Origin of the sequence: Thioclava sp. SK-1, assembly GCF_001705665.1 — a bacterium.
In the GTDB taxonomy this organism is placed as follows: Bacteria; Pseudomonadota; Alphaproteobacteria; order Rhodobacterales; family Rhodobacteraceae; genus Thioclava.
The window spans coordinates 101123-114119 of the sequence record NZ_MDHA01000025.1 but is presented as its reverse complement, the minus strand read 5'-3'; the positions used below and the strand labels follow the sequence as shown (position 1 = coordinate 114119).

Annotated in this window: 10 protein-coding genes; 8 read left to right on the top strand and 2 right to left on the bottom strand. The window is 55.9% G+C overall.

Translation table 11 applies throughout. The features are described from left to right. The first annotated feature begins 198 nt into the window (after positions 1 to 198). The 6 genes from BFP70_RS03390 to BFP70_RS03365 all read left to right on the top strand — a co-directional run bounded on the left by BFP70_RS03390 (position 199) and on the right by BFP70_RS03365 (position 8034). A complete protein-coding gene (locus BFP70_RS03390) occupies positions 199 to 741 on the top strand; it encodes a cytochrome c family protein (protein ID WP_066009961.1) in 543 nt (180 codons plus the stop codon). 233 nt (positions 742 to 974) lie between these two features. Continuing rightward, positions 975 to 2867: an extracellular solute-binding protein gene (locus BFP70_RS03385; protein ID WP_066009960.1), complete on the top strand. Its 1893-nt coding sequence runs from the start codon at positions 975 to 977 to the stop codon at positions 2865 to 2867. A 52-nt stretch (positions 2868 to 2919) separates the two neighbouring features. Further along, positions 2920 to 4074, top strand: a complete 1155-nt coding sequence (locus BFP70_RS03380) for a microcin C ABC transporter permease YejB (RefSeq protein ID WP_066009959.1) — start codon at positions 2920 to 2922, stop codon at positions 4072 to 4074. Then, the gene (locus tag BFP70_RS03375) at positions 4074 to 5180 is read left to right on the top strand and encodes an ABC transporter permease (protein WP_066009958.1); all 1107 of its coding nucleotides are present in this window, start codon (positions 4074 to 4076) and stop codon (positions 5178 to 5180) included. Before BFP70_RS03380 ends, BFP70_RS03375 begins: the two co-directional genes overlap by 1 nt. Continuing rightward, positions 5177 to 6772 carry an ABC transporter ATP-binding protein gene (locus BFP70_RS03370; protein WP_066009957.1) on the top strand — a complete coding sequence of 532 codons (1596 nt, stop codon included), beginning with the start codon at positions 5177 to 5179 and terminating at the stop codon, positions 6770 to 6772. The genes BFP70_RS03375 and BFP70_RS03370 overlap by 4 nt, the downstream gene beginning before the upstream one ends. Beyond that, entirely contained in the window at positions 6769 to 8034 is a 1266-nt protein-coding gene (locus BFP70_RS03365; protein ID WP_066009956.1) for a glycosyltransferase, read from the top strand. Before BFP70_RS03370 ends, BFP70_RS03365 begins: the two co-directional genes overlap by 4 nt. Positions 8035 to 8084: 50 nt before the next feature. Here BFP70_RS03365 and hemN read toward each other — a convergent pair whose 3' ends face one another. Beyond that, positions 8085 to 9440: an oxygen-independent coproporphyrinogen III oxidase gene (hemN, locus tag BFP70_RS03360; protein WP_066010104.1), complete on the bottom strand. Its 1356-nt coding sequence runs from the start codon at positions 9438 to 9440 to the stop codon at positions 8085 to 8087. Between the two features lie 54 nt (positions 9441 to 9494). Between hemN and fnrL the strand changes: the two genes are divergently transcribed. Beyond that, positions 9495 to 10238, top strand: a complete 744-nt coding sequence (gene fnrL / locus BFP70_RS03355; protein ID WP_066010103.1) for a transcriptional regulator FnrL — start codon at positions 9495 to 9497, stop codon at positions 10236 to 10238. Positions 10239 to 10336: 98 nt separating this feature from the next. On the opposite strand, the gene BFP70_RS03350 is transcribed toward fnrL, so the two are convergent. Beyond that, a complete protein-coding gene (locus tag BFP70_RS03350) occupies positions 10337 to 11176 on the bottom strand; it encodes a universal stress protein (protein ID WP_066009955.1) in 840 nt (279 codons plus the stop codon). A gap of 219 nt (positions 11177 to 11395) precedes the next feature. Here BFP70_RS03350 and ccoN point away from each other — a divergent pair, with 219 nt between their 5' ends. Next, positions 11396 to 12997, top strand: coding sequence for a cytochrome-c oxidase, cbb3-type subunit I (gene ccoN, locus BFP70_RS03340; protein ID WP_066009953.1), 1602 nt, complete (start codon positions 11396 to 11398; stop codon positions 12995 to 12997).

The following is a 12997-nucleotide window of genomic DNA, read 5'->3' as shown; positions in this document are numbered from 1 at the left end:
GAAGGTGGGGGGTGACGTTTCCACATGTCCGCGCCATAATACAGCAAATACAGCAAATACGGCGGGGAGGCCGTAGAGGAGACCTTCAGGAGATTGCATCTGGTCCGCCAGAAAAATCACGTTTGTCAAACTTTTCTTGAAAGAAAGCTGACAAGCTGACTACATGCGATCAACTGAACAGCCAATCAGGGACGAGCCATGTTCAATTCTACCAATTTCCTCAAAGCAGCGGGTGCGTTTCTGAGCGCTTTCCTGTTCTATCTTCTAAGCAGCTGGGCGGCGAGCGCGCTGTTCGCCGTAGGTGGTGGTCATGACAGTGGCCACGAAGGGGAGGACCATGCCGAAGTTGCCATGATGACGGATGCACCGGGCGATTTATTGGCCGTCGCAGATGATACCGCCGAGGCGGAGGACGAAGGACCGCAAATCGCACTTGGGACCGGCGATGCTGCCAAGGGTGAAAAAGTGTTCAACAAATGCAAAGCCTGCCACAAGATGGATGGCAGCAATGGCACCGGGCCGCATCTGGACGGTGTTGTGAACCGTGCAATCGGCGGTGTGGATGGCTTCGCCTATTCCGACGCGATGGCCGGGCATGGTGGCACTTGGGATTATGCAGCGCTGGACGCATGGTTAGAAAAGCCGAAAGACTTTATCCCGGGCAATAAGATGTCTTTTGCAGGTCTGCGTAAACCCGAAGATCGCAATGACCTGATCGCCTATCTGGAAAGCGTGCAGTGACATCGTCCCTGATTTAGGGAGGGGATGCACCGCGATTTTGGGCCATGCCGCAAGGTGTGGCCTTTTTTCCATCGCCAAGCTTTGGTCGCAGCTGCGGCCAAAGATCGAAATTTCATAGAAATGTCGCGATCACGGGCCTGTTCACGCAGAAGCAACTTGAAGCTTTGGCCATTGGGCCTTTACCTATTCCCGACAAGCGGAAACGCGTGCAGTTACAATAGGGGACGCCAAGGATGACATCACAGGCAATCGCGACGGCCAAACAGCTTGACCATTCCGCAAGACGACAACGGATGGGGCTGGGCCTTCTGGTTTCTGTGGGTCTGATGGTGGCGGGCGGACATGTTTGGGCGCAAGACACCACTGTGGCCTCTGGCATCGCGACGCTGGGTGAACCAAGCTACGCCGATGATTTTGCGCATCTGAACTATGTGAACCCTGATGCGCCCAAGGGCGGTGAACTGTCGGAATGGACCACTGGGAATTTCGATACATTCAACCCCTATACCGTGAAGGGGCGTCCTGCCGCCTTGGCCACTCTGCCCATCGAAGCGATGATGGAGGGGACCGCTGACACGGTCGGTGAAACCTATTGCCTGCTGTGCAAAACCCTGGAATATCCTGACAGCAAGGATTGGGTGATCTTTACCCTACGCGACGGCATTACCTTTTCAGACGGCACGCCGATGACCACTGCCGATGTGCTGTTTTCCTATGAACAGTTGCGGGACAAGGGGCTGTCATCTTTCCGGCAGGTCATCACTCAGATGGTCGATACGGCCGAGGTTCTTGATGATAAGCGGATCAAATATACTTTTCACGAGGGCTATCCTCGGCGCGATATTATTCAAACGGTGGGCAGTTTGCCGGTATTCTCTCAGGCGCAGTTTGAAGCCGAAAATATCGATCTGGAAGACAGTCTGAATACCGCGTTTATCGGCTCTGGCCCCTATGAATTTGACAGCGCGCGCGATGGCCGAATGGTCGCATGGAAACGCAATCCAGAGTATTGGGGTGCGGATCTACCGATCAATCAGGGCCGGTATAACTTTGACCGGATCCGGATTGAATATTTTGGCGATTATAATTCCGCCTTTGAAGGGTTCAAGGCGGGCGCCTATACGTTCCGTAACGAAGCCAGTTCGATCAACTGGGCGACCGGGTATAACTTCCCCTCCTTTGAAAAAGGGCAGGTGGTGCGTGCAGAATTGCCTAATGGCAATGTCGCGTCGGGTCAGGCCTTTGTGATCAACCTGCGCCGGGAGAAATTCTCGGATCCTAAAGTCCGCGAGGCGCTGGGCCTGATGTTCAATTTCGAATGGTCGAATGAAACGCTGTTTTACGGCCTGTATGAACGCGTTGAATCCATTTGGGAAAACTCTGAGCTAGAGGCCAAAGGCGCGCCATCCCCGGAAGAGCTGTCCATTTTGCAACCTTTGGCCCAGGAATTGCCCGAAGGCACGCTGGATGATGCGCCAGTGATGGCGCCCGTGTCAGGGGCGCGGCAGCTGGACCGTAAAAACATGCGTAAGGCGGCCGCGTTGCTGGACGAAGCGGGCTGGAGCGTGGGCGATGACGGCCTGCGCCGCAATGCCGATGGCCAAACCCTGCGTGTAGAGGTGATTGACGACAGCCAAAGCTTTGACCGTGTGGTGAACCCCTATGTTGAAAACCTGCGCGCCATCGGCGTGGATGCGGTTTACAATCGGATTGATGATGCTGAACTGGAAAACCGCCGCCGTAGCTTTGATTTCGATATGATGACCACGCAGTTGGGGCAGGGGCTGTTGCCCGGATCCAACCTGCAGCAATATTTCGGGTCGAAATCGACCAATGACGTTTTCAATTTGATGGGCTTTGCCAATGAGGGCGTGGATAAGCTGATCCGACTGGTTGAAGAGGCACATACGAAAGAGGAACTGGTTCCACGCGTGCATGCATTGGATCGGGCGTTACGCGCAGCGCGGTTCTGGGTGCCGCAATGGTATAAAAACACCCATACCGTTGCCTATTACGATATGTATGAGCACCCGGAAACCTTGCCCCCCTATGCGTTGGGTGAGATGGATTTTTGGTGGTATAACGCTGATAAGGCTGAAAAATTGCGGGCGGAAGGCGCGCTATAATTGCGCCGAGCTGATGTCATGAACCTGCACTAACAAGAAGGGCAAAACCCCCATGGGCGCCTATATCCTCAGGCGATTGCTGCTGGTCATTCCGACCTTGATCGGCATCATGATCGTCAATTTCACCCTGACACAATTTGTTCCCGGCGGACCAATTGAACAGATTATCGCCCGTGTTGAAGGCGGCGCGGACAGTTTGCGCAACATCGCAGGCGGCGGTGATGCCGGCGGCGGACAGGGCGGTGTAGATGACAGCGGCTATGAGGGGGCGCGCGGGATCAGCCCTGAACAGCTGCGTCAGCTAGAGGTTGATATGGGCTTCTCGCGGATCGTCTGCGAGACAGGCTTTACCGGGGCCCCATCGGTGCGCGCGCCCGAATGCACCACGGAAAAGATCCCGGCAGTCACACGATTTTTCATCATGATGGGCAATTACCTGACATTCGATTTCGGTGAGAGCTATTTCCACAGCCAATCGGTGATGTCGCTGGTTATGGATAAAATGCCCGTATCGATCACTTTGGGCCTGTGGTCGACGCTGCTGGCCTATCTGGTGTCGATCCCCTTGGGCATCCGCAAGGCGGTGAAAGATGGAACGGCCTTTGATACATGGACCTCTGGCGCGATTATCATCGGCTATGCCATCCCCGGCTTCCTGTTCGCGGTTGTGCTGATGGTCCTGTTTGCGGGGGGATCCTATTGGAAAATATTCCCTTTGCGCGGGCTGACCTCGGATAATTTCGATCAGCTTTCGCTGCTGGGTCAGGCCAAGGATTACCTGTGGCACATTATTTTGCCGGTGGTCGCCACGACCATTTCCAGCTTTGCGACGCTGACGTTGCTGACCAAGAATTCATTCCTGGATGAGATCAACAAGCAATATGTCACCACCGCGCGCGCGAAGGGCCTGACCGAAGGACGGGTGCTGTATGGTCATGTGTTTCGTAACGCGATGCTGATCGTGATTGCAGGCTTTCCAGCCACATTCCTTGGGGTGTTCTTTGGTTCATCCATCATTATCGAAACGATCTTTTCGCTGGACGGGCTGGGGTTGTTGGGCTTTCAGGCCGCGGTAGAGCGCAACTATCCGGTGATTTTCGGCACGCTTTATGTGTTTGGCCTGATCTCACTGGTCGTGGGGATCTTGTCAGATCTGATGTATATTTTTGTTGATCCCAGGATCGACTTTGAAAAGAGGGCAGGTTGATGGCGCTCTCCCCGCTGAACCAGCGTCGCTGGGACAATTTCACCGCCAATCGCCGTGCTGTGTGGTCGCTTGGGATCTTCATCGTGATCTTTGCGATTTCGCTTCTGGCAGAGGTGGTGGCGAATGATAAGCCGATCGTGGTGAATTATCACGGTAAGTATTTCTTTCCCGCCTATAATTTCTATCCTGAAACTGCCTTTGGTGGGGATTTCAAAACCGAAGCTATTTACCGCGATCCGGCGGTGCAATGTCTGATCATCACCGGCGGGCGCGAAGAATGCTGGGATGACCCCGAAGCCTATATCCAAGAGGCCGAGACCAAAGGCACGGTTGAGGGTGAGAAAATTGACAAGGGCTGGATGATCTGGCCGCCGATTCCCTATCATTATCGCACGATCAACAACGTTGGCACCGCGCCATCGGCCCCTGATGCGGCGCATTGGCTGGGCACGGATGATACGGCACGCGATGTTTTGGCGCGGGTGATCTATGGGTTCCGAACCTCTATTTTATTCACCTTGATTGTCACTACCGTGGCCTCTGTTATCGGCATTGCGGCGGGTGCGGTGCAGGGCTATTTCGGTGGACGGACGGATATCATCTTCCAGCGCGCGTTAGAGATATGGGCCTCTACCCCATCGCTTTATGTCATCATCATCCTATTTGCGATTTTGGGGCGCGGTTTTTGGCTGCTGGTGTTTGTGTCCATCCTGTTTGGCTGGCCTGCGCTGGTCGGTGTGGTCCGGGCCGAATTCCTTCGGGCGCGTAATTTTGAATATGTGCGCGCCGCGCGGGCCTTGGGCGTGTCTGATAAGGTCATCATGTTTCGGCATATATTGCCCAATGCGATGGTCGCGACATTGACGATGCTGCCCTTTGTCATCACCGGCACGATTTCGATGCTGGCTTCGCTTGATTATCTTGGTTACGGCCTGCCGTCTTCCGCCCCATCCCTGGGGGAGCTGGCGTTGCAGGGCAAACAAAACCTTCAGGCGCCTTGGCTGGCATTTTCGGCCTTTTTCAGCTTTGCGATTATGTTGTCCTTGCTGGTGTTTATCTTTGAAGGTGTGCGCGATGCCTTCGATCCCCGAAAGGTCTTCAAATGAGCGATGCAATTTTAGATGTGCGCGATCTGAAGATCTCCTTTCAGCAGGGCGGCGCAATATCACCTGCGGTCAAAGGCGTGACATTTTCCGTTCAGCGGGGACAGACCGTTGCCTTGGTTGGTGAATCTGGGTCCGGGAAATCCGTCACCGCTTTGTCGACCGTGCAGCTTCTGGGACCCAATGCGCGCATGGAAGGCTCTGTGATCTACGAAGGTCAAGAGATGGTTGGCGCCAGCGACAAAATGCTGCGCAAGGTGCGCGGGAATGACATCAGCTTCATCTTTCAAGAGCCGATGACGTCCCTTAACCCGTTGCACACGTTGGAAAAACAGCTGGGCGAAAGCCTGGCCTTGCATCAGGGGGTGCGCGGATCCAAGGCGCGTGGCCGGATCATTGATTTGCTGAACAAAGTCGGCATCCCTGACCCCGAAACGCGGTTGGATGATTATCCGCATCAACTCTCGGGCGGCCAGCGTCAGCGCGTGATGATCGCAATGGCTTTGGCCAATGGGCCAGATCTGCTGATCGCAGATGAACCGACCACCGCATTGGATGTCACGATCGAGGCGCAGATCCTGGAACTTCTGGCCGATTTGAAACGCGAAATGGGCATGAGCCTGTTGTTCATCAGCCATGATCTGAACGTCGTGCGCCGCATCGCAGATCATGTCTGCGTCATGAGCCAGGGCGAGATTGTGGAACAAGGCCCGGCAGAGGAAATTTTCTCAAACCCGCAGCACCCTTATACCAAGAAACTGCTTAATGCCGAGCCGCAGGGCCTGCCTCAGCCGGTGGATGCCAGCGCGCCAGAGCTGGTCCGGACCGACGATCTGAAGGTCTGGTTCCCGGTGCAACGCGGATTGCTGCGCCGCACTGTGGGCCATGTGAAGGCGGTTAACGGCGCAAGCCTGTCTGTCCGTGCGGGGGAGACGCTGGGTATTGTGGGCGAATCTGGATCGGGGAAAACGACGCTGGCATTGGCTATAATGCGGTTGATCCAATCGGATGGCCCGATCCTGTATCAAGGCGATGATATTTCGCAATGGGGATCGGGGAAGCTGCGCGATCTGCGCCGCGATATGCAAATCGTATTCCAGGATCCCTTTGGCTCGTTAAGCCCGCGTATGACGGTCGAGCAGATCATTGCAGAAGGTCTGACGGTGCATGGTGTTGAACCTGGCCGCGACCGCAGTGAAATGGTCACTCAGATCATGCAAGAAGTCGGCCTTGATCCACAGGCACGCCATCGTTACCCGCATGAATTTTCGGGCGGTCAAAGACAGCGGATTGCCATCGCGCGGGCGATGATCTTACGGCCCAAAGTGGTCGTTCTGGACGAACCGACGTCGGCGTTGGATATGACAGTGCAGGTGCAGATTGTTGATCTGCTGCGCGATTTGCAAAAACGCTACGGTCTGGCCTATCTGTTTATCAGTCACGATCTGCGCGTGGTCCGGGCTTTGTCGCACAAGGTAATGGTGATGAAACGCGGCGATGTCGTCGAAGCAGGCGCCGCCGTACAGGTCTTCAATTCGCCACAAACGGCCTATACCCGGGAGCTATTGGCCGCCGCCCTCGGAGAGACCGTTTGAAGATCTTATTCGTGCATCAAAACTTTCCCGGTCAGTTCCCACATCTGGCCCCGGCACTGGCGCAGCGTGGGCATGATGTTGTGGCATTGACGGCAGAAACCAATATGCGTCAATCTCCGGTCCGGGTCGTCAAATACCGGACACCGGCCGAGGTCACACTGTCCTCCCCGCTGACAAACATGTATGCCAAATCTTCGGAACGCGGTCTGAAGGCGGCACGGGCCGCACGTCAGATGCGCGACACGCATGGCTATCATCCAGATGTCATCTTCGGCCATTCCGGTTGGGGCGAAACGCTGTACCTCAAAGAGGTCTGGCCGCAGGCCAAACTCCTGGTCTATGCTGAGCTGATGTATCAGACCGCCGGGTTGGATACAGATTTTGATCCTGAATTTCGCCGTAAAAACCCGCTCGATACGCGGATTTCAACGACGGCACGCGCGGCCCATCTTATCCAATCCATGGTACAGGCGGATGCCGCCCTTTCGCCCACCGCATTTCAGGCCAGTACCTTTCAGCCGGAATTTCAACCCAAGATCACCATCTGCCACGATGGCGTGGATACAAATGTGGTGTGCCCCAATCCCAACGCACAGTTCACCGTACCTAACGGCCCGACCTTTCACACAGGCGACGAAGTGCTCACCTTTGTGAACCGCTCTTTGGAACCCTATCGCGGCTATCACATCTTCATGCGGGCGCTGCCCCAGGTTTTGAAAAGCCGCCCCAACGCGCATGTGTTAATCGTGGGCGATGAAGGTCAAAGCTACGGTGCCGCCCCGCCTGGCGATAAAAGCTGGAAGCAGATCTTTCTAGAGGAGGTCCAACAAGACCTCGACCTGTCACGCGTGCATTTCCTTGGCCGTATCCCCTATACAGACTACGTGTCGATGCTCCAGGTCAGTCGCGCACATGCCTACCTAACCTACCCGTTCGTCCTCAGCTGGTCGCTGATGGAAAGCATGAGCGCAGGCTGCGCGGTCATCGCCTCGAATACCCCCCCGGTGCAAGAGGTCATCAACCACGGCCAAACTGGTCAGCTGGTGGATTTTTTTGACATCAATGGCTGGTCCCAGGCACTCAGCCGCGCATTGGCAGATCCCAAATCCTTTCAGGCAATGCGCGGCGCAGCCCGGCGCAAAATCGTTGACACCTATGATCTGAAAACGATTTGCCTGCCCAAATTGATCGAATTCGTTGAATCCGCTGGCAATGCCGCGCCAACGCGCCCTATTCATCTTGCCAAAAATATCCCGGGGTGAATGGGGCCAAAGGCCCCAAAGGGGCAGCGCCCCTCGTGTCCCCGACACCATCAGATTGCCAGGCTATGACCAGCCTGCGCCATATCATAACAATCGAAGTGCTGTGCAATGATCCGGGTCAAGGGGCGCGCTTTGGGCGGGAGTATCAGACGCCTGTTACTCAATACCACGTAGTCGCCAAACCGTGCTTGACACTGTTCGAATATCCGGCGCAGGCGTATAGGGTCTGCGTTAAACCGCGCCTGTAGCTCGTCCAGATCCACGGCGAAATCACACATCAAGGCTTCGATAATCCGCCCGTGGATATGGTCCGCAGGCGTGAAAATATGGCCCTTCGTGGTTGAAAATCGTTGCTGCTCAATGGCGGTGATATGTGCCCCGGTGGCGGGCGCATTTTGTGCATATCCGTGTGGAAAACGGGAAATGGCGCTTGCTCCCAGCCCAATCAGCACCTGCGATTGATCATCAGTATAGCCTTGGAAATTGCGCCGTAACTGCCCCGCGTTTTGGGCGTGCATCAGCGCATCTTCGGCAAGGGCGAAATGATCAATACCAATCGCGTGATATCCATCGGCGTGAAACAGGGCCGCGGCGGTGTCAAACAGGGTCAATCGATCTTGTGCGCTGGGCAAATGCTCTTGCGGGATCATCACTTGGCGCCGCGCCATCCAGGGCACATGGGCATAGCCATACAGCGCCACACGATCAGGTTCTAATGACAACAGCTTTTGCACCGATTGCGACATCCGATCCGGGGTCTGATGCGGCAGCCCGTATAGAATATCGGCGTTCAAACTGGTGATACCGCGCTCTCGGATCAGATCTACGGCGCGGCGTGTCATTTCATAGCTTTGGCTGCGCCCGATCACGGTTTGGATCTGGGGATCAAAATCTTGCACACCGATAGAGGCCCGCGTTAGCCCGCAGTCGGCCAGAACATCCATACGCGCGGCGTCAATCTCATTCGGATCGATTTCAATTGAAAATTCGGCGCCTCTGGCCAGCGGAGCGGTCTCTAACAGTGCTTCCGTCAATTGGCGCATCAGGTCTAGGGGCAATAATGTTGGTGTTCCACCACCCCAATGCAACCGCGACAGCTGCACCCCCGCCGGAAGCCGCGCGCGCAGCAATGCGATTTCCGCCAAAAGCGTTTTGGCATAGGCTCGCACGGGGGCGTCGCTTTGCGTCCCTTGGGTACGACAGGCGCAAAACCAGCATAATCGGCGGCAAAATGGCACATGCAAATATACCGAGATTTGCGCCCCTGCCGGGATCGCCTCAACCCATTGTTCAAATTGCGCCGGACCGACCGCATCACTGAAATGCGGCGCGGTCGGGTAGCTGGTGTAGCGGGGCACCCGTGCATCGAAAAGTCCAAGCCGGGTCAGTTGCGAATGAATGTCCATGGGGCTAGGATATAGGAATATATCCCCGCGGAAATTGACCCAAATCAAATGCCCATGGTTCCTGATCTTGCCGCTGCTGCACCGCCTGCCTGTGATGAGTGCCCGATCCGGCACCGTGCCGTATGTGCACGCTGCGAAGCGGCCGAACTTACCCAGCTTGAGACGATCAAATATTATCGCAGCTATGAGGCGGGGCAGACCATTATCTGGTCAGGGGATCAGATGGATTTCGTGGCCTCGGTTGTGACGGGGATTGCGACACTGACGCAGACATTGGAAGATGGGCGTACGCAGATGGTTGGCCTGTTGCTGCCATCGGATTTTGTCGGGCGCCCGGGGCGCGACCGCGCGGCCTATAATGTTACGGCGACCACAGATGTGATGATGTGCTGCTTCCGGCGTAAGCCTTTTGAAACGTTGATGGAAACTACCCCGCATATCGCCCAGAGGTTGCTACAGATGACCTTGGATGAACTGGATGCCGCGCGCGAATGGATGCTGCTTTTGGGGCGCAAGACCGCACGGGAGAAGATTGCCTCCCTATTGTCAATTGTCGCGCGCCGTGATGCGGCATTGAAAACCGAAGCTGCACAGGTTGTCGCCTTTGATCTCCCCCTGACACGAGAGGCGATGTCAGATTACCTGGGGCTGACCTTGGAAACCGTCAGCCGCCAGATTTCCGCCCTTAAACGCGACGGTGTGATCGTCTTGCAAGGCAAGCGCCATGTGACCGTACCAAATATGGACCGCCTGTTGCACGAGGCCGGGGACGATTCGGATGGCGGCTATCTGATGTAGCCCCAATTGGGGTGGAAGCGCTGCGCTGACTGCCCAGCCCCCCAAAAAAAGCCCTGTCACACAAGTCCCACCACCCAAAACCGTGATCCTTGGGTGGTTTAATGCGCCATCAGCACCGGCACTTCGGCCATTTCCAACATATGCCGGGTTGCGCCGCCCAAAATCGCCTCGCGGAAGCGCGAATGGCCATAGGCGCCCATGACAACCATATCGGCATTGGTGTCGCGGACATGGCGGTTCAAAATATCCGACACGCGCGGCATGGTTTTGGCAAGGACCGAAACATCTGCCGCGACACCGTGGCGAACCAGCATTTGACACAGCCGTCCGCCGGGGTCTGACCTTTCTGGCCCATGTGCAGGCGGATCAATCACCGTCAGGTCCACGTGTTCGGCAGCTTTCAACACAGGCAAGGCCTGGCGCAGCGCGGTCAGGGCCTCATCCGACTGGTTCCAGGCGGCAACGATGCGCCGTCCACCCAGTTTTCCGTTGAATGTGTCGGGCACGATCAGCACAGGGGCGCGCCCTTCAAATAGCGCCGCTTCGACCACCGCCTCGTCTTCTTGGTCGCGGCCGATGCCATAGGGGCGGGCCTGCACGATGATGTCGCAAAACCGTGCCTGCATTGCTACCGCAGGGGCCAAAGCGCCAAGCTGGGTCACAAGGCTATCGCAAGACCAGCGGATATCTTCGGCCTGTAACCGCTGTTTGACCATGGCTGTGATCGCCTCCGCCTCCGCTTGCGCATGATCAAGCGTTTCTTGCTGCACAAAGGCCGTGGCCCCGGCGTAGTAGTATCCCGCCTGAGTGCGATCAAGCCCAAGGCACAGAACCTCAAGGTGGGCATTCCCATGACGGGCCATTGCCACAGCCGCATCCAGCTGTGCGGTGGGTGTCTCGACCTTGGTCAAAATGGTCAGAATGGATTTATAGGACATTGTGTCGCCTCATATGGTCATCACCTGCCATCAGCCTAAGCCGCGCCACCCGACGGCACATTGACCGAGGTCAAACCGAACAAATTTATCAAACCTGCGCCGCCAACGAATATTTGATGCAGATCAAGGCGACGATTGCGGCAATCGCGCACAAGCACCCCTAGCCAAGCCCCGACGCGCAATCTGCGCCGGGCAGCGGACAGGACGAAGGGATGCATTATGTGGGATTATATCAAGCTGGCACTGCTTGGTCTGGTGGCGGTGCTGGCAGCAATAGCCGCCAGTTATGGCCGCGATCTGGCCTTTAGTGTGAATGCGATTGAGGTGTTCATCGCAGCGATGATCGCCTTTATTTGGGTTTTGCGCGGGATTGATGTCCCAAACACAGATCCACAGAACGAATACCTAGATGGCGTGATCCGCGCGGGCGTGGTGGCAACCATGCTTTGGGCGTTGGTCGGTTTTCTGGTGGCGGTGGTTATCGCTTGGCAGCTGGCCTTTCCGGTGCTGAATTTTGAATGGGCCCAAGGATATCTGAACTTCGGCAAATTACGCCCGCTGCATACATCCGCCGTGATTTTCGCCTTTGGCGGGAATGCCCTGATTGCATCGTCATTCTATGTGGTGCAGCGCACCTCTGCCGCGCGGCTGTTTGGCGGCGCGGGTCTGGGGTGGTTCGTGTTCTGGGGTTATAATCTGTTCATTGTTTTGGCCGCCACAGGCTACATTCTGGGCGCGACCCAATCGAAAGAATATGCCGAGCCGGAATGGCATGTGGATCTGTGGCTGACGATTGTTTGGGTCGCCTATCTGGTGGCCTTCTTGGGCACGATATTCAAACGGCGCGAGCCCCATATCTATGTCGCTAACTGGTTTTATCTGGCGTTCATTGTGACCGTCGCGATGCTTCATATCGTCAATAATATTTCGATCCCCGTATCGGTATTTGGATCGAAATCGGTGCAGGTTTTTGCCGGCGTGCAAGATGCGATGACGCAATGGTGGTATGGCCATAACGCGGTGGGCTTCTTTTTGACGGCAGGTTTCCTTGGGATGATGTATTACTTCGTCCCCAAACAGGCGCAGCGCCCGGTCTATTCCTATAAGCTGTCGATCGTGCATTTCTGGGCCTTGATCTTTCTGTATATTTGGGCCGGTCCGCACCATCTGCATTACACCGCGCTGCCCGATTGGGCATCGACCCTGGGGATGGTATTTTCGATCATGCTGTGGATGCCCAGCTGGGGCGGGATGATCAATGGCCTGATGACCTTGTCTGGCGCGTGGGACAAGCTGCGCACAGATCCGATCATTCGCATGATGGTTGTGTCGATCGGTTTCTATGGCATGTCGACCTTTGAAGGTCCGATGATGTCGATCAAGGCCGTCAACTCGCTAAGCCATTATACCGACTGGACCATCGGCCATGTGCATTCAGGCGCATTGGGATGGAATGGAATGATTACCTTTGGGGTGATGTATTTCCTTGTGCCACGCTTATGGGGGCGTGAGCGGCTGTATTCGCTGCGCGCCGTCAATTGGCACTTCTGGTTGGCGACGATTGGGATCGTTTTATATGCGGCGTCAATGTGGGTCACCGGCATTATGGAAGGTTTGATGTGGCGTGAGGTCGACAGCCAAGGCGCCCTGGTAAATGCCTTTGCGGACACGGTGTCAGCCAAATTCCCAATGTATGTCGTGCGTGCTTTGGGCGGGGTTTTGTATCTGGCCGGGTCGATGATCATGGCTTGGAACCTGTGGGCCACCGTTGCGAAACAGCCGTTGGCCACGCCTCAGGGCCAACCCGTTCCTGCACAATAA

Excerpts from the sequence above, each read along its gene's own strand:
- BFP70_RS03390 (WP_066009961.1), top strand. The coding sequence starts at position 199 with ATGTTCAATTCTACCAATTTCCTCAAAGCAGCGGGTGCGTTTCTGAGC.
- BFP70_RS03385 (WP_066009960.1), top strand. The coding sequence starts at position 975 with ATGACATCACAGGCAATCGCGACGGCCAAACAGCTTGACCATTCCGCA.
- BFP70_RS03380 (WP_066009959.1), top strand. The coding sequence starts at position 2,920 with ATGGGCGCCTATATCCTCAGGCGATTGCTGCTGGTCATTCCGACCTTG.
- BFP70_RS03375 (WP_066009958.1), top strand. The coding sequence starts at position 4,074 with ATGGCGCTCTCCCCGCTGAACCAGCGTCGCTGGGACAATTTCACCGCC.
- BFP70_RS03370 (WP_066009957.1), top strand. The coding sequence starts at position 5,177 with ATGAGCGATGCAATTTTAGATGTGCGCGATCTGAAGATCTCCTTTCAG.
- hemN (WP_066010104.1), bottom strand. The coding sequence starts at position 9,440 with ATGGACATTCATTCGCAACTGACCCGGCTTGGACTTTTCGATGCACGG.
- fnrL (WP_066010103.1), top strand. The coding sequence starts at position 9,495 with ATGGTTCCTGATCTTGCCGCTGCTGCACCGCCTGCCTGTGATGAGTGC.
- BFP70_RS03350 (WP_066009955.1), bottom strand. The coding sequence starts at position 11,176 with ATGTCCTATAAATCCATTCTGACCATTTTGACCAAGGTCGAGACACCC.
- ccoN (WP_066009953.1), top strand. The coding sequence starts at position 11,396 with ATGTGGGATTATATCAAGCTGGCACTGCTTGGTCTGGTGGCGGTGCTG.